Consider the following 23,227-nt stretch of genomic DNA (forward strand, 5'->3'; position numbering starts at 1 on the left):
TCGTTAGGTGCAGCGCCGGTCTTCGATCGAAGCACCCGGTCGAGGACATCGAGTCCTACCGGAAGCCACTACCGAGGACCGGCCCGCAGGCGTCGCGGGTCGCATGGTGCTGACGGACGCGGGGGCTGTGTGTCTCGGATCTTCAGTTGTACGTCAGGCGCGTGGCCGATTCACGCCGCCACGCGCCTGCTCATATCGGTCGTGCCCATATGAGAAGGGAGCGGCGCGGAGGCCGCTCCCTTCCATGTTATCGGCGCAGGCCGAGCCGCTCGATGAGCGAGCGGTAACGCTGGATGTCGATCTTCTGCAAGTACTTCAGCAGGCGGCGCCGACGGCCCACGAGCAGCAGCAGGCCACGACGGCTGTGGTGGTCGTGCTTGTGCGTCTTCAGGTGCTCGGTGAGCTCGCTGATGCGCTTGCTCAGCAGGGCGATCTGCACCTCGGGCGACCCGGTGTCGCCCTCGACCGTCGCGTATTCGCTGATGATGGACTTCTTGGCAGCGGTGTCGAGGGACACGGCTCTCCTTCGATTCTACGGGCACGCGTCGATGAGATGGACAGACGAACGACCGTGCGTGCCTACAGTCGCCGCGTGAAGGCCGTCATGGGCAGCGGACAGCTCCGCCGCTACAGAGCCGACATGCAAGGTTACCACCTCGTGCCGGATGCTCGGGGTGGTCGCGGGCCGGGAGACGGGAGCCGTCAGCTCGTCAGACGTCAGCTCGTCAGTGTCAGCTCGTCAGACGTCGGGTGGCCGCCACATCGTCGTGGATCTGGGCGATCAGGGCGTCGATCGAGTCGAAGCGGGTGTTGCCGCGCAGGCGCGCCGCGAACTCCACCGCTACGTGCGTGCCGTAGAGATCCAGGTCGTCGCGGTCGAGCGCGTACGCCTCGACCGTGCGCGGCACGTCCTCGAACGTCGGGTTGGTGCCGACGGAGATGGCCGCGGGCCAGCGCTGCCCCTCGTACAGGGTGGGGAGGTTGGCCACCGGGACGCTCTGCAGCCATCCGGCGTAGACGCCGTCGGCCGGGATCGCGGTGTGCTGCGGGGTCTCGACGTTGGCGGTGGGGAAGCCGAGCTCGCGTCCGCGCTGGTAGCCGCGTACGACGATGCCCTCGACGCGGTGCGGCCGGCCGAGCCTGGCCGCGGCGGTCTCGACGTCGCCGGCGGTGAGGAGCTCGCGGACGGCGGTGGAGGAGACGTCGTCGAGCCGGGGCACGACCTCCACCGCGAAGTCATATTTTTCGCCCAGCGTCCGCAATATCTCGACATCGCCGCTGGCGTCACGGCCGAACACGAAATCCTCCCCCACGACGACCGCCGCCGCCCGCAGCCGCTCGGTCAGCACGCTCTGCGCGAAGTCGTCCGGGGTCTCGCGCGCCAGCTCGGGCGTGAACTCCACCACCCGGACCTCGTCGATCCCCAGCCGGGTCAGCAGCTCGATCCTGCGCCGCATGCTGGTCAGCCGCTGCGGTCGCGCGCCGGGCCGGACGATCTCGTCGGGATGCGGCTCGAACGTCACGGCGACGCCCCGCAGCCCCCGCTCGCGGGCGACCGCCACCGTACGTTCCACCACCCGCTGGTGCCCCAGGTGGACGCCGTCGTACACACCGACGGTGACGACGGCCCTTCCCGAACCCTGCACCGCAGCCCCCATTCGCTCATTCCCGGTCAACGCGCACAAGCCTGCCATGCGAGACGCGGCCCGCTCCAACCGAGGGCACTATCATCGGGCATCATGCCTCGTTACGCGCTCCTGATCCTGCCTGCCTTCAACCGGGTCTACGGCGAGAGCGCCGCCCGGCTGACCCGCGCCGAGCTGGCCGTCTTCAGCGCGCGGGCCCTCGACGTCGACGTCGTGGGCAGCGAGGAGACGCGGATCGGTGGCGTCCCCTACGTGACGTTCGAGACCGCGCGGCCGCTCGCCGACGCCGACGTCGCGCTGCTGTCCAACCTGTCCTCCGTCTACGTCGTCTTCGGCGTGGAGGGCGAGCTGCTGCGCCCGCTGGCCATGCGCCCGCGCGACCGGCTGAGCAGCGACCTGATCACCATCCAGAAATACGCCGGCAAGACCAACGAGCACTTCACCAAGCTGCTGCTCAACGTCACCGCGCTGGCCGGCGACAAGGGGCTGGGCGACGGGCTTTCGGTGTTCGACCCGCTGTGCGGCCGCGGCACCACCCTCAACCAGGCCCTCATGTACGGCTACGACGCCTACGGCATCGACGTCGACGGCAAGGACTTCGAGGCCTACACCGGCTTCATCAAGACGTGGCTGCGCAACAAGCGGCTCAAGCACACCGCCGAGACCGTGCCGGTGCGCCGTGAGCGGGCGCTGGTCGGGCGGCGGCTCAACGTGACGTTCGGGCTGTCGAAGGAGGCGGTCAAGGCCGGTGACGTGCAACACCTGACCGTGGTCAACGCCGACACCCTCAAAAGCCGCGACTTCTTCAAGCCCCGCTCGTTCGACCTGCTGGTGACCGACGCGCCCTACGGCGTCCAGCACGGCAGCAAGGGCGGGAGCGGCCTGTCGCGCAGCCCGCTGGAGCTGCTGCGCCAGGCCGTGCCGGTCTGGGCCGAGCTGCTGCGCCCGGGCGGCGCGATGGGCATCGCCTGGAACACCTACGGCGGCACGCGCGCAGAGCTGGGCGAGATCCTGCTGGACGCGGGCCTTCAGGTCATGGAATATCCCGACTTCGAACACTGGGTCGACCAGGCCATCGTCCGCGACATCCTCGTCGCCCACAAACCCGCCCGCTGACCCACCCCGCCAACGCTCGCCTCTTCCGGGCGCGCCCCGCCACGCCCGCCCCGCCAACGCTCGCCTCTTCCGGGGCGCACCCTGCCACGCCCTCCGCACCGAGCGCCCGCGTCCGGGGAGTAGTGCCTGGTGCGCCGCGGACACCGCAGGCGCCGCTCGCCTCTTGGGGGTGGCGGGGGCGATCCCCCCTCCACCGCACTCAGCGCTCCGGTGTGCGGGCGGTCAGCTGACGAAGACCGCGACGGGCTTGGCCGTGCGGCCTTGCTCCTCGACCAGCGCGAGCAAGGCGCCGTCCGGGCCGAACACGCCGATCGGTCCCGGGCCGAGGCCGGCCGCGGGCAGCCGGCCGCCGTGGCCGACGACGCGGGCCTCCTCCGCCGTGACGTCGCGGCGCGGGAACGCCGCCGCCACCGCCTCGGCGATCGGCAGGATCACGCACTCCTCGGCGAGCTGCTCGACCGTCCTGGCCAGCGACAGGTCGTACGGCCCCACGCGGGTGCGCCGCAACCGCGTCAGATGCCCGCCGACGCCGAGCGCCGCCCCCAGGTCGCGGGCCAGCGCGCGGATGTAGGTGCCGCTGGAACACGTCACGACCGCGTCCACGTCGACGACGTCACCGCCGGCCCGGATCTCGCGTACGTCGAACTCCCGCACGGTGACGGGCCTGGCCGCGAGCTCGACCTCCTCGCCCGCGCGCGCCATCTTGTACGCCCGCTGCCCGTTCACCTTGATCGCGCTCACCTGCGGCGGGATCTGCATGATCTCACCGGTCAGCGCCTCGATGCCCTTGCGGATCTCCGCCTCGGTGACGCCGGCCGCCGAGGAGGCGGCGGTGACCTCGCCCTCGGCGTCGTCGGTGTTGGTGCTGACGCCGAGCCGGATCGTCGCCTCGTACACCTTCTCGGTCAGTGTCAGGTGCCCGAGCAGCCTGGTCGCCTTCTCCACGCCGATCACCAGCACGCCCGTGGCCATCGGATCGAGCGTGCCCGCGTGGCCCACCCGGCGGGTGCCCGCGATGCGCCGCATCTTGGCCACCACGTCGTGGGAGGTCCACTCCGCCGGCTTGTCGACGATGATCAGACCGCTCTCGGCCATTCAGCAGACCTTCCGCAGCTCGCGCCGGAACTTCGCCATGGTCTCCTCCACGGAGTCGTGGGAGGTGTAGCCGGCCGCGTTGTGGTGGCCGCCGCCGCCCAGCGCCGCGCACACCGATCCCACGTCGACGCGGCCCTTGGACCTGGTGGAGACCTGCCAGTCGCCCTGGTCGTCCTCCTTGAGAACGACCGCGACCTCGGCCTCGTCGGTGCGCCGGACGATGTCGATGATGCCCTCCAGCTCCGCGTACGGCAGCCCGTACGCGGCCCGGTCGACCCGCGTGACGTACGTCGAGACGAGGCCGTCCTCCAGCGTCACCCGGTCGAGCGCGGCGGCGAGCACCTTGAGGTAGCCGAACGGCGAGCGGTCCCACAGCTCCCGGGCGATCTCGTCGGTACGCAGCCCCGTCGCCACGAGCCTGGCCGCCATCTGGTGGACGGCGGGCGTGACGGAGGAGTGGCGGAAGGAGCCGGTGTCGGTCACCAGCCCGGCGTACAGGCAGGTGGCGATGTCACGGTCCAGACGCCCGCCGAGGCGGTAGACGAGCTGCTCGGCCAGCATGGCCGTGGCCGCCGCCTTGGCGTCGATGAGGCCGAGCGTGCCGAACCCGCCGTTGGACGGGTGGTGGTCGACCACGATGACCTCGCGCGCGGTGGCGGCGTTCGAGCACAGCAGCCCGAGCCGCTCGAACGTCGAGGCGTCGAACACGATCATCAGCTCGGGCTCTGCCGGGTAGTCCTCCGGTGCCACGAGCATGTCCTGGCCCGGCAGGAACCGCAGCAGCCGCGGCACCACGAAGTGGCGGTCGCCGAACGACGCCACCACCCGCTTGCCCATCCGGCGCAGCGTGAAGGCCACCGCCAGCATCGAGCCGAGCGCGTCGCCGTCAGGGGTGACGTGGCAGGCCAGCGCCACCTCGTCGGCGCGGCCGATCAGCTCAAGGGCCCGCTCCCACTGGGAGTCGGGGATCGGGCAGCTCTCCATGGGCCGACGGTCCACGCGGTGCGGACGGCCGGCCCGGTCACGCACGTCGGGTGTCACGCCTGGTCTTCCCCGCCGGACTCGGGCCCCTCGCCGGGGCCTTCCTCCGGCTTCCTGTAGGGGTCGGGCTCACCCGCGTAGGCCGCGGTCTGCGCCTGACGGGCCACCTCGGCGTCGCGCGCCCGCGCGGCATTGATGAGGTCGTCGAGGTGGCGGGCGCTGTCGGGCAGCGGGTCATGCTTGAACGTCAGCGTGGGAGCGAAACGCACACCGGTCTGACGGCCCACCTCGGAGCGGATGATGCCCTTGGCGCTCTCCAGAGCGGCCGCGCTGTCGGCCCGCTCCGCCTCGGAGCCGAACACCGTGTAGAACACCGTCGCATCGCGCAGATCAGCGGTGATGCGCGTGTCGGTCACGGTGACGAAGCCCAGACGGGGATCCTTGATCCGGCGCTCCAGCATCTCGGCGACGATCTGCTGGATGCGGTCGGCGAGCTTGCGCGCTCGTGCGGCATCCACCATGTTCGCTCCCCCTCACGCACGACCTGGCGTGCTGTTCGTTCAATCTTCGTCGTTGTAGAGCCGGTGCCGGGCCGACAGCAGCTCGATCTCGGGCCGGAAAGCCACCATACGCTCGCACGCGTCGAGGACCTCCTTGCAGTTGCCCGCGGAGGCCGACACCACCGCCACGCCGACCTCAGCCCTGCGGTGCAGGTCGAGATGTCCGGTCTCGGCCACCGCGACGCTGGGATAACGGCGCTGCAGCTCGGCGATCAACGGCCGGACGACAGCGCGCTTCTGCTTCAGCGACCTGACATCGCCCAGCAGGATGTCCAGGGTAAGAGCACCCACATACATCGTTGGTAACCACCGCTTGGCCTGGTGGGGTGGAAGCACGGCCGGCCTGCTGCGGTGGGAACCAGGCCTGGGCGTGCGAGAGGCGCCCGGCGGATGTCCCGCCGGGCGCCCGGCCGCGCATCACACGCGCGGCTTCTCCCGCATCTCGAACGTCTCGATCACGTCGTCGATCCGGATGTCGTTGTAGCCGACCCCGATACCGCACTCGAAGCCCTCGCGGACCTCGGTCGCGTCATCCTTGAACCGACGCAGCGACGAGACGGTCAGGTTGTCGGCGATGACGACGCCATCGCGGATCACCCTGGCCTTGCTGTTACGGACGATCACGCCGGAGCGGACCAGCGAACCGGCGACGTTGCCGATCTTCGGCACCTTGAAGACCTCGCGGACCTCCGCCGTGCCCATCTGGACCTCTTCGAACTCGGGCTTGAGCATGCCCTTGAGCGCCGCTTCGATTTCCTCGATCGCCTGGTAGATGACCGAGTAGTAGCGGATGTCGACGCCCTCGCGCTCGGCCAGATCGCGCGCCCGAGGCTCGGGGCGGACGTTGAAGCCGATGATGACCGCGTTGTCGTCGGCGACGGCCAGGTTGACGTCGTACTCGGTGATGGCGCCGACCGCGCGGTGCAGGACTCGGAGCCTGACCTCGTCGCCGACGTCGATCTTGAGCAGGGCGTCTTCCAGGGCCTCGACCGAACCGGACACGTCACCCTTGATGATGAGCTTGAGCTCGTCGACGCGACCCTTCTCAAGGTCGCTGAACAGCTCTTCGAGGGTGCGGCGACGGCTCGACTTCGCCATGTCGGCGCTGCGCTTGCGCGCCGCGCGCTGCTGGGCGATCTGCCGGGCCATCCGGTCGTCGGTGACCACGATGAAGTTGTCACCGGCGCTCGGCACGGCCGTCAGACCCATCACCAGGACCGGACGCGACGGCGTGGCCTCCTCGACCGCGTCGCCGTTGTCGTCGAGCATCGCGCGGACTCGGCCGAAGGCCTCGCCGCACACGATCGAGTCGCCGACCCGCAGCGTGCCGCGCTGGACCAGGACGGTCGCGACGGGGCCGCGGCCCTTGTCGAGGTGAGCCTCGATCGCGATGCCCTGCGCGTCCATCGTCGGGTTGGCCCGCAGGTCGAGCTCGGCGTCGGCGGTCAGCAGGATCGCCTCGAGGAGCTCGTCGATGCCCGTGCCGTTCTTCGCCGAGATGTCGACGAACAGGGTCGAGCCGCCGAACTCCTCGGCCACCAGGCCGTACTCGGTGAGCTGGGCGCGCACCTTGTTGGGGTCGGCGCCCTCCTTGTCGACCTTGTTGACCGCGACCACGACCGGCACCTCCGCCGCCTGGGCGTGGTTGAGGGCCTCGATCGTCTGCGGCTTCACACCGTCGTCGGCCGCGACCACCAGCACCGCGATGTCGGTGGACTTGGCGCCTCGGGCACGCATGGCGGTGAACGCCTCGTGACCCGGGGTGTCGATGAAGGTGACCCTCCGGTCTTGGCCCTCGTGCTCGGTGGAGACCTGGTAAGCACCGATGTGCTGGGTGATGCCACCCGCCTCGCGCGCCACCACGTTGGTCTTGCGGATGGCGTCGAGCAGCTTGGTCTTACCGTGGTCGACGTGACCCATGACGGTCACGACCGGGGGACGCGCGGCCAGGTCGGCCTCGTCGCCCTCGTCCTCGCCGAACTCGATGTCGAAGGCCTCGAGAAGCTCGCGGTCCTCCTCCTCCGGGCTGACGACCTGGATGTTGTAGTCGAGCTCGGCGCCGAGCAGCTGCAGCGTCTCCTCGTTGACCGACTGCGTCGCCGTCACCATCTCGCCGAGGTGCAGCATGATCTGCACGAGCGAGGCGGGGTTGGCGCCGATGCGGTCGGCGAAGTCGGACAGCGACGCGCCGCGCGGCAGCCGGATCGTCGCGCCGTTACCGCGAGCGACCTGCACACCGCCGATCGCCGGCGCCGACATGTTGTCGAACTCCTGGCGCCTCTGACGCTTGGACTTGCGGCCACGGGCCGGACGGCCGCCGGGACGCCCGAAGGCTCCCGCGGTGCCGCCGCCACGGCCACGACCGCCGCCACCGGGACGACCGCCGAAGCCGCCGCCACCGGGACCGCCGGTGCCGGTGCGCTGACCGGTGCCGCCGCCACCCGGCCGGCCGGCGAAACCGCCGCCGCCACCGGGACGACCACCGCCGCCACCACCGCCGGGACGGCCACCGCCGCCACCGCCACCGGGACGACCGCCGCCGCCACCGCCACCGGGACGACCGGCGCCGGGACCACCGGCAGGACGACCCTGCGGCATCATCATCGGGTTGGGCCGCGGGCCACCCGGACGGGGACCACCCGCACCGGGACCCGGACGCGGGCCGCCGGCCGGCGGGCCGGGACGCGCGCCACCGGAGCCGGGCCTGGCGTCGGGGCCGGACCGACCCTGCGGCGGACGCGGCATCGCGCCGTCGCGCGGCGGACCGTCACGACGCTCGCGCTGACCGGGACCGCCACCCTCGCGGTTGCCTCCCGGACGCGGGCGCGACTGACCCATGCCGCTGGCGTTGGACGAGAACGGGTTGTTGCCGGGACGCGGGCCACGCGGGCCGGGCTTGGGACCCGGACCGGGACGCGGGCCGCCGCCACCGGGGCCGCCGGAACGCGGCGCCTGCTGGGAACCGCCGCCACCCGAGGGCCCCGGACGGGGCGCCGGGCCGGGCTTGGGACCCGGACGTGCGGCGGGACCGGGCCTCGGGCCCGGAGCCGGACGTGTGGGCGCGCCGCTCTCGAAGCGCGCCTGAGGAGCCCCGGAGGTCTCGCCGCGCGCAGCCTCGGGCTGCTGCGGCTGCTGCGGCTGGGGCTGCTGCTGCGGCATCGGCGGCACCTGCGGACGCGGCTGACCGCCGCCCGCGGGGCTGGGCCGCGGACCGGGCTTGGGAGCCGGACGCGGCGGAACTGGAACCGGAGCCTGTCCGGCGCCGTTGCCGGCCTGGCTCTCGCCCGGCCGGGGCGCAGCCCTTGGCGGCTGCGGCCTGTTGGACGGCTGACCGCCGCCCCTGGAGGGGCCCCCCTTAGAGGCGCCCAAAGCTTCGGTGAGCCTGCGGACCACCGGCGCCTCGATGGTCGAGGACGCCGAACGGACGAACTCTCCCATCTCTTGGAGCTTGGCCATGACGACCTTGCTCTCTACGCCGAACTCCTTAGCGAGCTCGTATACCCGGACCTTCGCCACTGCACTCCCTTACTCGGCCCGGGAGGCTGGCTGTGCCGTCCGGACCGTCGCTACCTTGACGTCTTCATCGCCGCGTGCTCATCAGGCGCTCATAGCAATCTGACTCCGCCCATCAACTCGGCGTCCTACATGACATTTCGTGGTTCTCCCTCCAGGTGCGCCCGCACGGGCGACACGTCAAGCGGCCCCGTCACGCGGAACGCGCGCGGAAACGCTCGGCGACGCTCGGCAAGCTCCAGACAACTCAAGGACGGATGCAGTGAAGCACCGCGACCGGGGAGCCGTCCTCGCAGGTCGGGGACCACATGATCCTCTACCCGCACCAGGCGGAGCAGCTCGGACTGAGCCGTGCGAACCCTGCAACCCACACAGGTGCGCTGCGGGGCTGCCTGGCCACCATATTCCAGCTTACCGTGTTGACGCATCTACGGAACCGGCGGCGTCCTCGGCTTGGGTGTCGGGACGGATGTCGATCCGCCATCCGGTGAGCCTGGCCGCGAGCCGCGCATTTTGCCCCTCTTTGCCGATCGCCAGCGAGAGCTGGTAGTCGGGCACCGTCACTCGCGCGACCCGCCCGTCCAGATCGAGAACCTCGACGTGGGAAACACGTGCGGGCGACAGGGCATTCCCGACGAACTCGCCCGGATCTTCCGACCAGTCGATGATGTCGATCTTCTCGCCGTGCAACTCGGTCATCACGTTGCGCACGCGCGAGCCCATCGGGCCGATGCACGCGCCCTTGGCGTTGACGCCCGCCTTGCGCGACCTGACGGCGATCTTCGTACGGTGGCCCGCCTCGCGCGCCACCGCCGCGATCTCCACGGTGCCGTCGGCGATCTCCGGCACCTCCAGCGCGAACAGCTTCTTCACCAGCCCGGGATGCGTGCGCGACAGGGTGACGGAGGGGCCCTTGTGGCCCTTCTTCACCTGCACCACGTAGGCGCGGATGCGCTCGCCGTGCGCGTATTCCTCACCGGGGACCTGCTCGGCGTGCGGCAGCACGGCCTCGATCTTGCCGAGGTCGACCAGCACCACGCGCGGGTCCTTGCCCTGCTGGATGACGCCGGAGACCAGCTCGCCCTCGCGGCTGGCGAACTCGCCGAAGTTGATCTCGTCCTCGGCGTCGCGCAACTGCTGCAGGATGACCTGTTTGGCGGTGGTCGCGGCGATCCTGCTGAAGTTGTTGGGTGTGTCGTCGTATTCCCTGACGACCTCGCCGTCCTCGTCGATCTCGGCAGCCCAGATCATGACGTGACCGGTCGCGCGGTCGAGCTCCGCCCGCGCCTTGGAAGCGGCACCGTCGGTGCGGAAGTATGCGATCAGCAGCGCGTCCTCGATCGCCTTGACGACCAGGTCGAAGGAGATGTCCTTCTCCCGCTCCAGGCTGCGCAGGACGCTCATGTCGATGTCCACGGCGGCTCCCCCTAGCCCTCGTCGCCGTCGACGTCGTCGATCCGGCGGAATTCCACCTGTACCCGTCCCCGGGTCAGGTCCTTGTAATCAAGCTTGCGCGCCGTGCCGGCGACGTCGAGGTCGACGCCGCTCTCGTCGGCGCCCAGAATGCGGCCCTCCATCACGGTGCCGTCTCTCATCTCCGCCTTCACCAGCCGTTTGGCCGCGCGCCGCCAGTGGCGCGGCTCGGTGAGCGGACGGTCGACACCGGGCGAGGAGACCTCGAGCGTGTAGGCGCTCTGGCCCATCGCGTCGTCGTCGTCGAGCGCCGCGGAGACGGCCTGGCTCACGTCGGCCACGTCGTCGAGGCTCACGCCGCCGTCACGGTCGACGATCACGCGCAGGATCCGTCGCCTGCCCGCCTGGGTGACCGTGATGTCCTCCAGATCGAGGCCCTCCGCGCTGACCACGGGCTCCAGGAGCTTCATCAGGTGGTCGCGGGGTGATGCGCTGCCCATATCGACCTCCCCTATTGTCATGTCTCAGCCGGGCGGACCTCGCCTCTGGCTCTCCGCCGTCTGACAGCTCGGCCAGCGACGACAGTTGACACCCTATCCGTACGAAGGCACGGAGAGAGCGCCACTCGTCACCGTCGAATGGCGGAGCGTCGCCTGACGGCGATCCGGGGCACCAGCCCGTACGATGCTATCTGCGTCCGTAGTCACTGGAGGTCCACGCCTGTGCGCCCGCGTCACCTGTCTCGGCGAGCCTTGCTGGCGGGCGGAGCGGCCGCTCTCGCCGCCTGCAGCTCGTCAGGGCCGCCCCGGCCGTCCGCCCCGGCTCAAGACTCCGCCGAGACGCGGCTGCTGAGGCAGCTGATCGCCGAGAAGGAGCGGACGATCGCGCTCTACTCGTCGCTGATCGCCGACGGGGGTGACAAGCTGATCCCGTTCCGGCAGCGCCATCAGGCCCACCTCGCCGAACTGCGCAAGCACGTGCCGCCGGCGCCCCAGTCGCCGTCCCAGTCGGTGCCCCAGTCAGTGCCCCAGTCGCCGCGGCCGTCGGGCTCGCCTTCTGCGTCGCCGTCGGCGAAGCCGTCCCTGTCGCGGTTGCGCGACGCCGAGCGCGCGGCGGCGGAGCTGCGTACGCGGCAGCTGGCCGGGGTCTCCCCCGGAGTCGCGCAGCTCATCGCCAGCATCGGGGCCTGCGAGGCGGCCCACGCCGTCGCCCTGCCGAGGTCGTTGTGAGCGGGCGCGCCCTGACGGCGGCGGACGACGCCGAGAAGCTGCGCAAGGCGCTGGCGGCCGAGCACGCGGTGTTGTTCGCCTACGGGCTGCTGGGGGCGCGCACGTCCGGCTCGCTGCGGGAGCGCGTCGAGGACGCCTTCGACGTGCACCGGGCCCGGCGCGATCAGTTGCGCTCCTACATCGTGGCCAGGGGCGGCAAGCCGGCCGAGGCGGAGGCCTCCTACACGCTGCCGTTCTTCCCCTCCAACGCCACGCTGGCCACCAACCTGGCGGTGCACCTGGAGAACGGCGTCACCGCCGCCTACCTGGAGCTGGCCTCCGCCCGGGATCCGTCGCTGCGCCGCTACGCCGCCAAGGCCATGCAGGACGCGGTGACCCGCGCGTACGCCTTCCGCCCGGCCCAGCCGCCGGCCTTCCCCGGCATGCCGGGCTCGACCCGGACGCCCACCCCATCAGCGGCCCCCACAACGACGCCGTCCGCGGCACCCTCCTCGGGGGCGGGCAGCGGCGTGACAGAGTAGCCGCGCGGGCCAAGTCAGCCCGCGCGGCGTGCGGGATCAGCCGGCGCAGACGGCCTGGACGCGGTCGGCGGCCTCCGCCAGCGGGATCTCCGACTTCTCACCCGAGACGCGGTCGCGCAGCTCCACCACGCCCTGCGCCAGGCCGCGGCCGACCACGACGATCGTCGGCACGCCGAGGAGCTCGGCGTCCTTGAACTTCACGCCGGGCGACACCTGCGGCCGGTCGTCGACGAGGACGCGCAGCCCGCGCGCCTCCAGCTCGGCGCCGAGCTGGAGCGCCGCCTCGACCTGGTTGTCCTTGCCGGTGCCGACGATGTGGACGTCGGCGGGCGCGACCTCGCGCGGCCACACGAGCCCGAGCTCGTCGTGCGCCTGCTCGGCGATGACCGCCACCGCGCGGGAGACGCCGATGCCGTAGGAGCCCATGGTGACCCGGATCGGCTTGCCGTCGGGGCCGAGGGCGTCGAGGCCGGCGGCGTCGGCGTATTTGCGGCCCAGCTGGAAGATGTGGCCGATCTCGATGCCGCGGTCGATGGACAGCGCGGAGCCGCAGCGCGGGCAGGGGTCGCCGGCGCGCACCTCGGCGGCCTCGATGGTGCCGTCGGGGGTGAAGTCGCGGCCGGCGACCACGTCGACGGCGTGCCGGCCGGGCTCGTTGGCGCCCGTCACCCACGAGGTGCCGGTGACGACCCGGGGGTCGACGAGGTAGCGGATGCCGAGCTCGCGCAGGATCTGCGGGCCGATGTAGCCGCGGACGAGGCCGGGGTGCTTGTCGAAGTCGGCGGCCTCGAAGATGGCGGGCTCGCCGGGCGACAGCGCCGCCTCCAGGCGCTTGAAGTCGACCTCGCGGTCGCCGGGCACCCCGATGACCAGCGTCTCGACCTTGTCGGTGCCAGGCGTGGAGACCTTGACCACGACGTTCTTGAGCGTGTCGGCGGCGGTGACGGACAGGCCGTGGTGCTCGTTGACGTACGACACCAGCGTCTCGATGGTGGGGGTGTCGGGTGTGTCGAGGACCTTCATCGGCGCCACGTCGTCGTAGGAACGGGCGGCCGGCGCGGGGGTGGTGACGGCCTCGGCGTTGGCGGCGTAGCCGCACGAGCGGCAGGCCACGAACGTGTCCTCGCCGGTGGGCGTGGCCGCGAGGAACTCCTCGGAGGCCGAGCCGCCCATGGCGCCCGACTGGGCAAAGACGATCTTGTAGTTGATGCCGAGGCGGTCGAACGTGCGGATGTAGGCCTCGCGGTGCAGCTCGTAGGAGCGCTTGAGGCCGTCGTCGCCGAGGTCGAAGGAGTAGGAGTCCTTCATCAGGAACTCGCGCCCGCGCAGGATGCCCGCGCGGGGCCGCGCCTCGTCGCGGTATTTGGTCTGGATCTGGTAGAGGATGACCGGATAGTCCTTGTACGAGGAGTATTCGCCCTTGACCATGTCGGTGAAGAGCTCCTCGTGCGTGGGGCCGAGGAGGTAGTCGGCGCCCTTGCGGTCCTGCAGGCGGAAGATGTTGTCGCCGTATTCGGTCCAGCGGCCGGTGGCCTCGTAGTACTCGCGGGGCAGCAGGGCGGGGAAGAGCACCTCCTGACCGCCCATCCGGTTCATCTCCTCGCGGACGATCCTGGTGACGTTCTCCAGCACCATCTTGCCGAGGGGCAGCCAGGAGTAGATCCCGGGCGCGACCCGGCGGACGTAACCGGCGCGGACGAGCAGCTTGTGGCTCGGGACTTCCGCGTCTGCCGGGTCGTCCCGCAGGGTGCGAAGAAACAACGACGACATGCGCAGCAACACGGCCACTCCTTGCTCGAAACCCTGATGGAGGATTACAGGCTATCGACTCGGCGTGGTACGGCGCTCGTCGTTATCGCGCGGCGACCCTCAGACGGCCAGGGGGAACCAGCCCGCGACGAAGGCGGCCAGGCAGGCCGCGAACGTTCCCGAGAAGACGACCGACAGCGCGAGGGCGCGCAGGCGTCCCCGGGTGTTCCTGCGCAGCGCGAGCACGAGGACGAGGGACAACAGCCCGATCGCCATCGCGGGCCCTGGCCAGAACGACTGCTCGCTCTCGATGAAACCGGGGGTCGCGCGGTCCACGACGTCGGCGATGAGCGCCGCGCCGACCGCCCCCGCGGCCAGGTCGCCCCAGCCGTCGTCCCTGCGCGTGGCGTACGCCAGCAGGCCGAGACCGACGAGCAGGACGAGCGTCCAGTTGAGCCCGGCCGCGTCGGAGCCGACGATCTCGAGGATGTCGCGGCCGTGCAGCGCGCCCGCGGCCATGGTGCCGACCAGGGCGGAGACAGCCGCCAGGAACGTGGTCACCAGCGCCCAGGCGAAGCCGGACGCGCTCGCGCCCACGGCGAGCGAGAGGGCGAGGTAGGCGTACGGATCGTAGATCTGGCCGACCCATCCGGGGCCGTTCCCGGCGAAGAGGATGCCGATCAGGCCGACGGTCAGTCCCCCGGCGAAGGCCACCAGCAGGTGACGTTCGATCGCGCGCTGCCGCCTGTCGTACTCGGCGAAGTCTGCGTACTCGATGGTGGTGTTGTTCATCTCCAGTCCCTGGTCAAACCTCCCCCGGTTACAGATAGGGATGACCACCACCAGATTATGTAACCGTACAAAAAAGGCAAATTTGGGTCATCTTAGGGACAAAACGGTCACTTCTGTCCCACAGAGGGATTCCCCGATGTGGGACGGCTAACCACCGAGCAGCTCTTCCCAGGGATGACGGGTGTTGGTGCGGCGGGTGGTGTCGAGTGCCTCGGCCAGGCGCCAGAGGCCGGGCCGGGCGCGTACGGTGGCCCGTCCCATCGGGTCGACCGCGCGCAGCTCGAACCGCACGCCCATCACGTCGAGCACCGCCGAGCCGTCGCCGCCCGGACCTGCCTGGGTGACCAGGGAGCCGTCGTAGTCGGGGTCGCGCACCTCGTCGGCGAGGAGGGCGGCCACCTCCGACGCGTAGGGGCCGTCACGCCACTCGATGTGCCAGCTGTGGTCGGACCCGCGCCACCAGGTCAGGTCGCGGCACGACTCGATGAAGTCGGCCTCGGACGCCAGCGCGGCCATCACCCGGCCGAAGGCTTCGTACCTGCGCGCGCTGGTGAGCGAGAGATCGTCGCCTTGATCAGGGAACGGCCCGCCCTCCGGCCGTCGCAGCGCGTGCTTTCGCTTCACGAGCATCCACTCTGATCGCCCCCTCACCTTCCCGCAAGTCCTTGCCGCGAACCGCTTCCCACTTCACACAGCACGGCGGGCGAGTAGCGTGGAGGTGCGCCCTCTGCCCCGGGAGCTGCCATGTTGGGCCTGCTGGCCGGAGAGGCCGCGCGCAGGTTCGGGGAGCGCGCGGCCGTGTTCACCGGATCTGTGCCGCTGTCGTTCGCCGAGCTCGACCGCCTCTCCGACGAGGTGGCCGCCGGGCTGGCCCATCGCGGGTGCCGCATCGGCGACATCGTGATCCTCGCGCTGCCCGACGGGCCCGAGTTCGTGATCTGCTACGTGGCGGCCGCCAAGATCGGCGCGGTCACCGCCGGCGTCGGGGCGCGGCGGGCGGAGCTGCCCGCCGCGCCGGACCCGGCCGTCGTGGTCACCGCCCCCGGCGTGCTGCCGCCGCTGACCGGGATCGACGTCGTGACGCTGCCGCTCGACCGGCGCCCGCGCGAGCCGCACTCCTACGATCCCGCCCGGCTGGACGGGCTGCGCAGGGCCGAGCCGCCGCCTCCGCCGTTCCCGCCCGATCCCGGGCGGCCGGTGGTGATCACGTTCACCTCGGGAAGGACGGGGCCGCCCAAGGGCGTGCTGTTCGGCGAGCGGCAGCTGGAGGCGATCCGGGCCCACGGCGCCGGGCTGCGCTGGGGCACGGGTGAGGCCCGTCTGGTGCCGCACCCGCTCGGGCGGCTCGGGTTCGCCACCCGGCTGCCGGTCTTCCTGCAGATGGGGCGGACCTGTCACGTCCTGCCCGAATGGACGCCGGAAGCCGCCCTGGAGGTGCTGCGCCGGCACCGGATCGGGGTGCTGCAGGGGAGCCCGTACCAGTTGTCGCGCCTTCTGGCGCTCGGCGCGGATCTGCCGGACCTGGAGCTCGTGCTGTGCGGCGGCGCCCCGGCCGCGCCGGAGCTGATCAGGGGCCTGCGCGAGCGGTACGGCGTGCCCGTCTGCAATCGCTACACCTGCACCGAGGCCGGTCTTGGGCTCGGCACGGCGCCCGGCGACCCTCCGGAGGACGCCGAGGAGAGCGTCGGCAGGCCGCGCGGCGGGGTGGACGTGTCCGTCAGAGACGTGGAGGGGCGGGTCCTGCCCGCCGGGGAGCAGGGCGAGGTGCTCCTCCGCTCCCGGGCGGTGATGAGCGGATATGTCGGCGATATCCCCCGGCGCCCGGCATTCGCCAAAGACGGGTTCATCCGCACCGGGGACCGGGGATACATCGATCACATTGGCCGGTTGCATCTGGTGGGACGCGTGCCCGCGTGAACCGAGCATCGGCAGAGGGAGGCAGCGTGACCTTGCACGTGGCGGTCATCGGATCGGGACCGGCCGGCATCTACACGGCCGAGGCGCTGGTCAAGCAGTCGGCCGAGCCGGTCGCGGTCGACGTGCTCGAACGCCTGCCGACGCCGTACGGGCTGGTGCGGTACGGCGTGGCGCCCGACCACACCTCGATCAAGTCGATCGCCAACTACCTGCGCCGGGTGCTGGAGCTTCCCCAGGTGCGCTTCCTGGGCGGCGTCACGCTCGGCGAGCACCTGACGGTCGAGGACCTGCTCGGCGTCTACGACGCGGTCGTCTACTGCACGGGCGCCATGGTCGACAGGAAGCTCGGCATCCCCGGCGAGGACCTGCCGGGCAGCGTGGCGGCGACCGACTTCGTCAACTGGTACTGCGGCCACCCCGACGTCGACCCGGACCGGTTCACGCTCGACACCTCCGAGGTCGCGGTCATCGGCGTCGGCAACGTGGCGGTCGATGTCGTACGCGTCCTGGCCAAGACGGCCGAGGAGCTGAGCGCCACCGACGTGCCCCACGAGGTGCTCGAACGCCTCGGCGAGAGCCAGGTGAAGGCCATCCACATGATCGGCCGGCGCGGGCCGGAGCACGCCAAGTTCACCCTGAAGGAGCTGCGCGAGCTGGGCGAGCTGGCCAACGCCGACGTCTGCGTACGCCCCGAGGAGGCCGTCGTGCTGGGCGGCGACTTCCCGCGGCAGGTGCAGGGCAACATCAAGGTGCTGCAGTCGTGGGCCGCCCGCGAGCCGGTGGGGCGTCCGCGCCGGCTCGACGTGCGCTTCTGGATGCGGCCGGTGGAGATCCTCGGCGCCGAACGGGTCGAGGGCCTGAAGCTGGAGCGCACCCGGCTGTCGGAGGACGGCCGCGTGGTCGGCACCGGCGAGTTCGAGACGCTGCCGGTCGGCATGGTGCTGCGCTCGGTGGGCTACCGCAGCGTGCCGCTGCCGGGGGTGCCGTTCTCGGAGCGGACCATGACCGTGCCCAACGAGGCGGGGCGGGTACGCGAGCGCGAATACGTGGCGGGGTGGCTCAAGCGCGGGCCGACCGGGGTGATCGGCACCAACAAGTCCGACGCGGCCGAGACCGTCCGGACGTTGCTGGCCGACCTCGACGGGCGCGAGCGCGTGGGTCACGACGGCATCGGCGCGCTGCTGGCCTCGCGCGGGGTGCGGCCGGTGACCTACGACGAGTGGCTGGCCGTCGAGGCCGCCGAGGCGGAGCTGGCCAAGACGCTGGGGCGCGGCGAACGCGTCAAGCTCGTGGGTTTGGAGGCCATGCTCCGTGCGTGCCGTCCCTGAGGGATTCGAGGAGGCGTACCGGCTGCAGCGGGCCCGGTATCCCGCCGATGAGCCCGCCTGGCAGCCCGTCCACACCGTGTACGTGCCCGCCGACCGGTTCACCGAGCGCACCGTCGCCGACTGGGGCGAGCGGGCGCTGTCGCTGCTCAAGTCCCATCTGGCGAGCGCCGAGGAGATGGCCGAGGTCTTCGGTGTGCCGGGGGGCCTCGCCGCGGTCGTCCACGACAAGGTGCTGCTGAAGCTGGCCACCGAGCCGGTCGAGGACCTGCGGATCGACTTCGAGGACGGCTACGGCCTGCGGCCGGGGCCGGTCGAGGACGGTCACGTGGATCAGTCCGTCGCCGCGGTGGCCGCCATGAGCGACGCCGGGACGCTGCCGCGGCGGTGGGGGCCCCGGGTGAAGTCGTTCGCGGACGGCGACCCGGAACGCTCGGCGCGGACGCTGGAGAGGTTCGTCACGGGGGTGGCCGAGCGGGCCGGAGGGCTGCCGGACGGCTTCACGGTGACCTTCCCCAAGATCCTCATGGAGTCCTACCTCGGGCAGTTCGCGGGCGTGCTGGCCGGGCTGGAGGCGGAGCTCGGGGTGCGGCTGCGGTTCGAGATGCAGGTGGAGGCGCCGCAGACGCTGGCGTTCCTGCGCGGCGACCTCAACGAGTCGCTGGGCGGGCGGCTGGCGGCGGCGCACTTCGGGGTCTTCGACTACACCGCCGCGATCGGGCTGCCGCCGCACGAGCAGCGGCTCGACCACCCGGCCTGCGACCACGCGCGCCACGTGATGCAGACGGCGCTCGCCGGCACGGGGGTGGAGCTGTCGGACGGGTCACTGGCCGCCGCGCCCGCCTCCGACCGGACGCTCGACGTCCACGTGCTGTGGCGGCGTCACGCCGAGCTGGTCAGGCACTCGCTGCGGCACGGCTTCCACCAGGGCTGGGACATGCACCCCTCGCACCTGGTGAGCCGCTTCGCCACCGTCTACGCCTTCCACCTGGCCCGCTACGACTCCTATCGGGAGCGGGTGCGGGCCTGGGAGGAGCGGCGCGCGGCCGAGGGCGGCGTGCTGGACGAGCCCGCCACGATCCGCACGCTCGCCGCCGCCCTGCGCCGGGCCGACGCGACTCTCCCCTGACGGGTCAGTCGCGTTCGACCAGGTCGCGCCACTGGCGGACCAGGTGCCGCTCGACCGGGTCCGACCAGCTCGCCCGTACGGCGGAGCCCACGTGGAAGGCGCGGATGCCGTAGCCGAGCAGGGCCGGCACGTGGCCGGGGCGCAGGCCGCCGCCGGCCAGGATGATGGAGGCGTCCCCGGCGTCGGCGCGTGCCTTCAGCACGCCCAGGCCGTCGCCCACGCCCGTCGGGGCGCCGGAGGTCAGCACCGTGGCGAGGTTGGGCAGCAGCCGTACGGCCCGCCAGGCCGCCTGGAGGTCGGCGGCGTGGTCGACGGCGCGGTGGAACGTCCACGGCAGTGGGGAGACGGCGTGGATGAGCGCCTCGGTGGCCGTCAGATCGACGGCGCCCGCGCCGTCCAGGAAGCCGAACACGAATCCCGCCGCGCCCGCCTGGGCGAGATCCTTGGCGTCGCGGCGCAGCCGGTCGAGGACGTCGGGGTCGGCGGTGAAGTTCGCGTCACAGCGGAGCATCACCATCTGCGGAAGGGGACATTCCGCCGCGATCGCGGCGACCGTCTCCGGCGAGGGGGTCAGCCCGTCGGCCGCCATGTCGGCGACGACCTCCAGCCGGTCGGCTCCGCCCTGTTCGGCGGCCACGGCGTCGCGCACGTTCAGCGCGATCACCTCGAGCAGGGATCCGGTCATGCAGCAGAGGTTATATGGTGCTCTGCCCCTTTCTGCTGTGGATCACGGGCAAAGCCCCCGGCGAGAAGCCGGGCCCGGCCCCTGGCGTGGGGCCGGGCCGCCGTCGAGCCGGTCAGGCGCTGATCAGTTCCGCCGCCGTGAGGTCGCGGAACACCGTGGGGGACACGTCCTCGGACGGGCGCTCGAAGAGCGCACCCGAGGCGCGGTGGGGCAGATCCACCGTGCGGATGTGCCGGAAGCCGCGCTTTCTGTAGTAGTCCTGCAGCCGCAGGTTGGTCTTCGCGCAGTCGAGCCGCAGCCAGGGCAGCCCGGCCGCGTACGCCGCGGCGCAGGCCCAGTCCAGCAGGGCGTCGCCGAGACCGCTGCCCGACCAGTTGCGGGCGACGGCGAGCTTGTGGACGTACAGCGCCGCGCCGGGGTCGTCGCCGGGAGTCCAGAACTCAGGGTCGGCGTGTTCGTCGAGGGCTATGGTGGCGACCGGCGGCGCCGAGGCGCCGGGGTCGAGGTAGCGAAGTTCGTCGTCCAGCAGGAACAGCACCCGCTCCTCGATCAGCGGCTCGATCCGCTCGGGGCCGAAGCCTCCGCGGGGCCATTGCCGCACTCCCTGCGTGTAGAGCCACTCGGAGGTGTCGGCGAGCAGCTTGAGTACGCCGTGGAGGTCCGCCGGCTCGGCTCTGCGGAGCGCGAGAGGATGAAGCAGGGTGGGGGTGTGCATGAGTAAGCCCTTCGTCGCGTTGGGTTTCCACGCTGACACGTAGCGTGATGAGGCAATGTCGCGTGGGGCCGAAATGGGGCCTTAACCCGATATATATGGATAAATGGCGATTTAGGGGAGTATGCACGACTCCCCATGGCCAGCGAGGCGGCTTATTTCTCGCTGCGCCCGGCCGGCGGGATCACCCCTTCACCCTGAGCTCTTAGCGGCGATCGAGCTCGTACCTGATCAGATGCTTGTCGGCGGGCAGCACCGACACGGCGACACGAACGGGCATGTCGGCCCGGTCGTACCCAACTCGGACATAGACCATGACGGGTGTGCCGAGTTCCAATTGAAGGCGTTCCGCCTCCTCCTGGTTGGGCATGCGTGCCCAGATGTCGTCGACGACGCGCACCTGCGCATGCCCGAGCTCCTCCAGCACCCGGTTCGCCCCTCGCGCGATGTCCCCGGGCCTGGCGATCTCGGAGTCGGCCACCAGATCACGGGGAAAGTAGGAATCGTTGGTGTTGTACGGCTGACCGTCGACGAAACGCAGACGGCGTCTGACCACCGCCAATTCCCCGTCTGCCAGCTGGAGCCTGCTGGCGATCTCCTCGACCGGAGACACCGTCAGGACCTCGATGTACTGGCTGGGTTCGCGGCCTTCCTGCGACACGGCATAGGCGAAGGCCTCTTTCAGCTCCCCACGGGGTTGTGGCTCCAGCTCCCGCTGCGGGTACATCAGCAGCGGCCGGCGGTCTCTCACCACGGTTCCGCGGCGCGGCGTACGCGTGACGAGTCCCTCGTTGACGAGTTCGCCCAGGGCCAGCCTCACGGTGTTCCTGCTCACCCCATGGTCTTCCATGAGCTGTGCCTCGGTCGGAAGCTGCGCCCCGGGGCCGAGGACACCCGAGTAGATGGCTCGTCGCAACTCCGAAGCCACCTGCTGATACAGCACCGACCTTGCCACTTTCACCCCTTTTGTTCCAACAATTTAGACGATCTGGTTCTAGCAGGCCACAACCCCTTGACCGAACCCCTTCGACCGGCCCATCATCCATTCGTTGGTACAAATCCATCTAAAGGCCGGTGAGGGGGTGAGGGCCAGTGTTGCCGGTCCGCACGGGTACGCCATTACTGCCCTGGCATGACCCCCGCGAAGCAACTCGTTTACTGCGTTACGGGTTGAGTCGCGATGGGGTAACCCACACCTACCAGAGCAGTGGTGTTTCCGTGCCATCGGTGTTCGCTGAGCTGACCGTGTGGTGCGCTGACGGATCCTTTGTCGCGAACGAGGAGGGTGGCGCCCCCGTCGCGCACTCCATTGATGACCTGGTCGGCGCAGCTCGACGCATCGACGCACGTTGCCGGCAGCAGGGGCCTTCGTGCTCCCCCATCGACTCCGTGTGCGAACCAGCGGTCTAGGACTCCATCCCTCGCCGGAGTCCTGGCGCCGCCGCACGCGGGGCAGGAAGCGCGTCCTGGCGGGTCCCCCACGCCCGCCAGGGCGCGCTTTCCTCCGAAGGGACCCGACGCCTCCATCAGCCGATGGGGGCTTCGTCGTCGTCAGGCGGGGCGCGAGTGCAGGGGCGACTCATCCGGGAGACGTCATGACGGACGCACGAAACCGTCTTCCGCGGCCCCGTCGCCGGGGCCGCCGTCCCGTACGTACCTCTCACGTGTGCCGCCAAGTCCGAGCCGTCCGCGTCGACGCCTCCCCCATCATCGGCCCTCGGGGCCTGGGCTGTGGGCCGCTTCGTCAGGGTGGGACCAATGGTTTCGTCGGTACCGATCCCGTCGCCGGACCGAGACCGTCCTGGTCGGGTCCTCGCGGGCTGGGGGATGGTCATGCAGACTCCGAGAGGGGCGATCGGGGCGAGCCGTCCGGGGGTCCGGGGGCACTTGACAGCACTCTCCGCCAACCCTACCGTCCAAGCAAGCGCTTGGTTTGATCTGGTGCGGTGGACTTGGAGGCGGACATGAGCACACGCGCTGCCCGGACCGGCAAGGCGGACGGCTGCCGCGGCATCCTCGTGCCCCGCAGGCGCAGAACCCGCCGGGGCGTCATCCTGCCGCCCCTCCGCGCGTCCGGCGCCGGCCCCACCACCGCCGAGGCCGACCAGCCGAACGGCCGCTCAAGCGATCGAGTGGAGCGGCGGCTGGAGCGCCGGCTCGACGGCAGCGCAGAGGGACAGCCCCACGACCGTGCGGAGGGGCGGAGCGACCACAGCGAGGACGGGCCGCGTGTGCCTGGGGTGTCCGGCCCGCGTGTGGCCGGGATGGTCGAGGGGCGGCGGTTTCGGGAGGTGCTGGGGACGTTCGCGACCGGGGTGGTGGCGATCACGGCGGTGGATCCGCGGGACGGGCGGCCGTGCGGGCTGGCCGTCAACTCCTTCACCTCGGTCTCGCTCGACCCGCCCCTGGTCGCGTTCTGCGTGGCGCACACCAGCTCCAGCTGGCCGCGCGTGCGCGACGCCGGAGTCGTCACCGTGAACGTGCTGGCGGGCGACCAGCGGGACGTCTGCGCCCGGCTGGCCTCCCGTGGCGGCGACAAGTTCGCCGGCCTGTCGTGGAGCGGCTCCCCCGGCGGCAACCCCGTGCTGGACGGCGCGCTGGCCTGGCTGGACTGCGCGATCGAGGCCGAGCACCCGGCGGGCGACCACACGATCGTGGTGGCCCGGGTGCTCCGGCTCGCCGCCCTCGCGGACGGCGACCCGCTGGTCTTCTTCCGCGGCGCGTACGGCTCCTTCAGCGCCGCACCGCCGAAGACCGCCGCACCGCCGAAGACCGCCGCACCTCCGCAACCCGCCGCGCTGCTGGAGCCCGCGCCTGCCTGCTGAGACCGGCGCCAGGGCGCAT

The 23,227-nt window shown here is 71.2% G+C and carries 23 protein-coding genes; 7 read left to right on the forward strand and 16 right to left on the reverse strand.

The window, feature by feature from the left end:
- Positions 1–247: 247 nt before the first annotated feature.
- Together rpsO and ACIBP6_RS23155 are read right to left on the reverse strand one after the other, a co-directional pair.
- Positions 248–517, reverse strand: coding sequence for a 30S ribosomal protein S15 (gene rpsO / locus ACIBP6_RS23150; RefSeq protein WP_132616044.1), 270 nt, complete (start codon positions 515–517; stop codon positions 248–250).
- A 214-nt stretch (positions 518–731) separates the two neighbouring features.
- Positions 732–1,658: a bifunctional riboflavin kinase/FAD synthetase gene (locus ACIBP6_RS23155; protein ID WP_397055174.1), complete on the reverse strand. Its 927-nt coding sequence runs from the start codon at positions 1,656–1,658 to the stop codon at positions 732–734.
- Between the two features lie 81 nt (positions 1,659–1,739).
- Here ACIBP6_RS23155 and ACIBP6_RS23160 point away from each other — a divergent pair, with 81 nt between their 5' ends.
- Positions 1,740–2,762 carry a TRM11 family SAM-dependent methyltransferase gene (locus tag ACIBP6_RS23160; protein WP_397055176.1) on the forward strand — a complete coding sequence of 341 codons (1,023 nt, stop codon included), beginning with the start codon at positions 1,740–1,742 and terminating at the stop codon, positions 2,760–2,762.
- A gap of 222 nt (positions 2,763–2,984) precedes the next feature.
- Here the strand turns inward: ACIBP6_RS23160 and truB are convergent, their stop codons facing one another.
- From truB to rimP, 8 genes are all read right to left on the reverse strand, one after another.
- Positions 2,985–3,857, reverse strand: coding sequence for a tRNA pseudouridine(55) synthase TruB (gene truB / locus ACIBP6_RS23165; protein WP_397055178.1), 873 nt, complete (start codon positions 3,855–3,857; stop codon positions 2,985–2,987).
- Positions 3,858–4,841 (reverse strand): bifunctional oligoribonuclease/PAP phosphatase NrnA, encoded by a 984-nt coding sequence (locus ACIBP6_RS23170; RefSeq protein WP_397055180.1) that lies wholly within the window; start codon positions 4,839–4,841, stop codon positions 3,858–3,860.
- A gap of 53 nt (positions 4,842–4,894) precedes the next feature.
- Positions 4,895–5,359 carry a 30S ribosome-binding factor RbfA gene (gene rbfA, locus ACIBP6_RS23175; protein WP_132613997.1) on the reverse strand — a complete coding sequence of 155 codons (465 nt, stop codon included), beginning with the start codon at positions 5,357–5,359 and terminating at the stop codon, positions 4,895–4,897.
- 39 nt (positions 5,360–5,398) lie between these two features.
- Positions 5,399–5,695 (reverse strand): DUF503 domain-containing protein, encoded by a 297-nt coding sequence (locus ACIBP6_RS23180; RefSeq protein WP_397055182.1) that lies wholly within the window; start codon positions 5,693–5,695, stop codon positions 5,399–5,401.
- Positions 5,696–5,815: 120 nt separating this feature from the next.
- Positions 5,816–8,914 carry a translation initiation factor IF-2 gene (infB, locus tag ACIBP6_RS23185; protein ID WP_397055184.1) on the reverse strand — a complete coding sequence of 1,033 codons (3,099 nt, stop codon included), beginning with the start codon at positions 8,912–8,914 and terminating at the stop codon, positions 5,816–5,818.
- Positions 8,915–9,039: 125 nt separating this feature from the next.
- Positions 9,040–9,339: a YlxR family protein gene (locus ACIBP6_RS23190; protein WP_397055186.1), complete on the reverse strand. Its 300-nt coding sequence runs from the start codon at positions 9,337–9,339 to the stop codon at positions 9,040–9,042.
- Entirely contained in the window at positions 9,323–10,327 is a 1,005-nt protein-coding gene (gene nusA / locus ACIBP6_RS23195) for a transcription termination factor NusA (protein WP_397055188.1), read from the reverse strand. Before nusA ends, ACIBP6_RS23190 begins: the two co-directional genes overlap by 17 nt.
- Before the next feature lie 11 nt (positions 10,328–10,338).
- The gene (gene rimP / locus ACIBP6_RS23200; protein ID WP_397055190.1) at positions 10,339–10,824 is read right to left on the reverse strand and encodes a ribosome maturation factor RimP; all 486 of its coding nucleotides are present in this window, start codon (positions 10,822–10,824) and stop codon (positions 10,339–10,341) included.
- Positions 10,825–11,046: 222 nt separating this feature from the next.
- Here rimP and ACIBP6_RS23205 point away from each other — a divergent pair, with 222 nt between their 5' ends.
- The gene (locus ACIBP6_RS23205) at positions 11,047–11,553 is read left to right on the forward strand and encodes a hypothetical protein (RefSeq protein WP_397055192.1); all 507 of its coding nucleotides are present in this window, start codon (positions 11,047–11,049) and stop codon (positions 11,551–11,553) included.
- On the forward strand, positions 11,550–12,074 hold the full coding sequence (locus tag ACIBP6_RS23210; RefSeq protein WP_397055194.1) for a ferritin-like domain-containing protein: 525 nt from the start codon (positions 11,550–11,552) through the stop codon (positions 12,072–12,074). The genes ACIBP6_RS23205 and ACIBP6_RS23210 overlap by 4 nt, the downstream gene beginning before the upstream one ends.
- A gap of 36 nt (positions 12,075–12,110) precedes the next feature.
- On the opposite strand, the gene ACIBP6_RS23215 is transcribed toward ACIBP6_RS23210, so the two are convergent.
- From ACIBP6_RS23215 to ACIBP6_RS23225, 3 genes are all read right to left on the reverse strand, one after another.
- Positions 12,111–13,856 (reverse strand): proline--tRNA ligase, encoded by a 1,746-nt coding sequence (locus tag ACIBP6_RS23215; protein WP_397055196.1) that lies wholly within the window; start codon positions 13,854–13,856, stop codon positions 12,111–12,113.
- Positions 13,857–13,943: 87 nt separating this feature from the next.
- Positions 13,944–14,615: a hypothetical protein gene (locus ACIBP6_RS23220; protein ID WP_397055198.1), complete on the reverse strand. Its 672-nt coding sequence runs from the start codon at positions 14,613–14,615 to the stop codon at positions 13,944–13,946.
- 147 nt (positions 14,616–14,762) lie between these two features.
- Positions 14,763–15,245 carry a hypothetical protein gene (locus tag ACIBP6_RS23225; RefSeq protein ID WP_397055200.1) on the reverse strand — a complete coding sequence of 161 codons (483 nt, stop codon included), beginning with the start codon at positions 15,243–15,245 and terminating at the stop codon, positions 14,763–14,765.
- A gap of 114 nt (positions 15,246–15,359) precedes the next feature.
- On the opposite strand from ACIBP6_RS23225, the gene ACIBP6_RS23230 reads away from it, so the two are divergent.
- Genes ACIBP6_RS23230 through ACIBP6_RS23240 form a run of 3 tightly spaced genes read left to right on the forward strand, consistent with a single transcriptional unit; the run spans position 15,360 to position 18,986 of the window.
- A complete protein-coding gene (locus ACIBP6_RS23230) occupies positions 15,360–16,532 on the forward strand; it encodes a class I adenylate-forming enzyme family protein (RefSeq protein WP_397055202.1) in 1,173 nt (390 codons plus the stop codon).
- Between the two features lie 26 nt (positions 16,533–16,558).
- Positions 16,559–17,860: an FAD-dependent oxidoreductase gene (locus ACIBP6_RS23235; protein WP_397055204.1), complete on the forward strand. Its 1,302-nt coding sequence runs from the start codon at positions 16,559–16,561 to the stop codon at positions 17,858–17,860.
- Positions 17,844–18,986 (forward strand): DUF6986 family protein, encoded by a 1,143-nt coding sequence (locus ACIBP6_RS23240; RefSeq protein WP_397055206.1) that lies wholly within the window; start codon positions 17,844–17,846, stop codon positions 18,984–18,986. Before ACIBP6_RS23235 ends, ACIBP6_RS23240 begins: the two co-directional genes overlap by 17 nt.
- Before the next feature lie 4 nt (positions 18,987–18,990).
- Here the strand turns inward: ACIBP6_RS23240 and ACIBP6_RS23245 are convergent, their stop codons facing one another.
- The 3 genes from ACIBP6_RS23245 to ACIBP6_RS23255 all read right to left on the reverse strand — a co-directional run bounded on the left by ACIBP6_RS23245 (position 18,991) and on the right by ACIBP6_RS23255 (position 21,326).
- The gene (locus ACIBP6_RS23245) at positions 18,991–19,671 is read right to left on the reverse strand and encodes a copper homeostasis protein CutC (RefSeq protein ID WP_397055208.1); all 681 of its coding nucleotides are present in this window, start codon (positions 19,669–19,671) and stop codon (positions 18,991–18,993) included.
- A 112-nt stretch (positions 19,672–19,783) separates the two neighbouring features.
- Entirely contained in the window at positions 19,784–20,386 is a 603-nt protein-coding gene (locus ACIBP6_RS23250; RefSeq protein WP_397055210.1) for a GNAT family N-acetyltransferase, read from the reverse strand.
- Positions 20,387–20,588: 202 nt separating this feature from the next.
- A complete protein-coding gene (locus ACIBP6_RS23255; RefSeq protein WP_132613975.1) occupies positions 20,589–21,326 on the reverse strand; it encodes a GntR family transcriptional regulator in 738 nt (245 codons plus the stop codon).
- A 1,021-nt stretch (positions 21,327–22,347) separates the two neighbouring features.
- Here ACIBP6_RS23255 and ACIBP6_RS23260 point away from each other — a divergent pair.
- Positions 22,348–23,208, forward strand: a complete 861-nt coding sequence (locus ACIBP6_RS23260; RefSeq protein WP_397055212.1) for a flavin reductase family protein — start codon at positions 22,348–22,350, stop codon at positions 23,206–23,208.
- Positions 23,209–23,227: the final 19 nt, after the last annotated feature.

Origin of the sequence: Nonomuraea terrae, from assembly GCF_044465245.1 — a bacterium.
GTDB lineage: Bacteria > Actinomycetota > Actinomycetes > Streptosporangiales > Streptosporangiaceae > Nonomuraea > Nonomuraea terrae.

Coding starts and splice junctions, on each gene's coding strand:
- ACIBP6_RS23155 (WP_397055174.1), bottom strand. CDS start 1,658: ATGGGGGCTGCGGTGCAGGGTTCGGGAAGGGCCGTCGTCACCGTCGGT.
- ACIBP6_RS23260 (WP_397055212.1), top strand. CDS start 22,348: ATGAGCACACGCGCTGCCCGGACCGGCAAGGCGGACGGCTGCCGCGGC.
- truB (WP_397055178.1), bottom strand. CDS start 3,857: ATGGCCGAGAGCGGTCTGATCATCGTCGACAAGCCGGCGGAGTGGACC.
- rbfA (WP_132613997.1), bottom strand. CDS start 5,359: ATGGTGGATGCCGCACGAGCGCGCAAGCTCGCCGACCGCATCCAGCAG.
- ACIBP6_RS23230 (WP_397055202.1), top strand. CDS start 15,360: ATGTTGGGCCTGCTGGCCGGAGAGGCCGCGCGCAGGTTCGGGGAGCGC.
- ACIBP6_RS23250 (WP_397055210.1), bottom strand. CDS start 20,386: ATGCACACCCCCACCCTGCTTCATCCTCTCGCGCTCCGCAGAGCCGAG.
- ACIBP6_RS23220 (WP_397055198.1), bottom strand. CDS start 14,615: ATGAACAACACCACCATCGAGTACGCAGACTTCGCCGAGTACGACAGG.
- ACIBP6_RS23180 (WP_397055182.1), bottom strand. CDS start 5,695: ATGTATGTGGGTGCTCTTACCCTGGACATCCTGCTGGGCGATGTCAGG.
- ACIBP6_RS23225 (WP_397055200.1), bottom strand. CDS start 15,245: ATGCTCGTGAAGCGAAAGCACGCGCTGCGACGGCCGGAGGGCGGGCCG.
- ACIBP6_RS23170 (WP_397055180.1), bottom strand. CDS start 4,841: ATGGAGAGCTGCCCGATCCCCGACTCCCAGTGGGAGCGGGCCCTTGAG.
- ACIBP6_RS23160 (WP_397055176.1), top strand. CDS start 1,740: ATGCCTCGTTACGCGCTCCTGATCCTGCCTGCCTTCAACCGGGTCTAC.
- rimP (WP_397055190.1), bottom strand. CDS start 10,824: ATGGGCAGCGCATCACCCCGCGACCACCTGATGAAGCTCCTGGAGCCC.
- ACIBP6_RS23190 (WP_397055186.1), bottom strand. CDS start 9,339: ATGCGTCAACACGGTAAGCTGGAATATGGTGGCCAGGCAGCCCCGCAG.
- ACIBP6_RS23245 (WP_397055208.1), bottom strand. CDS start 19,671: ATGACCGGATCCCTGCTCGAGGTGATCGCGCTGAACGTGCGCGACGCC.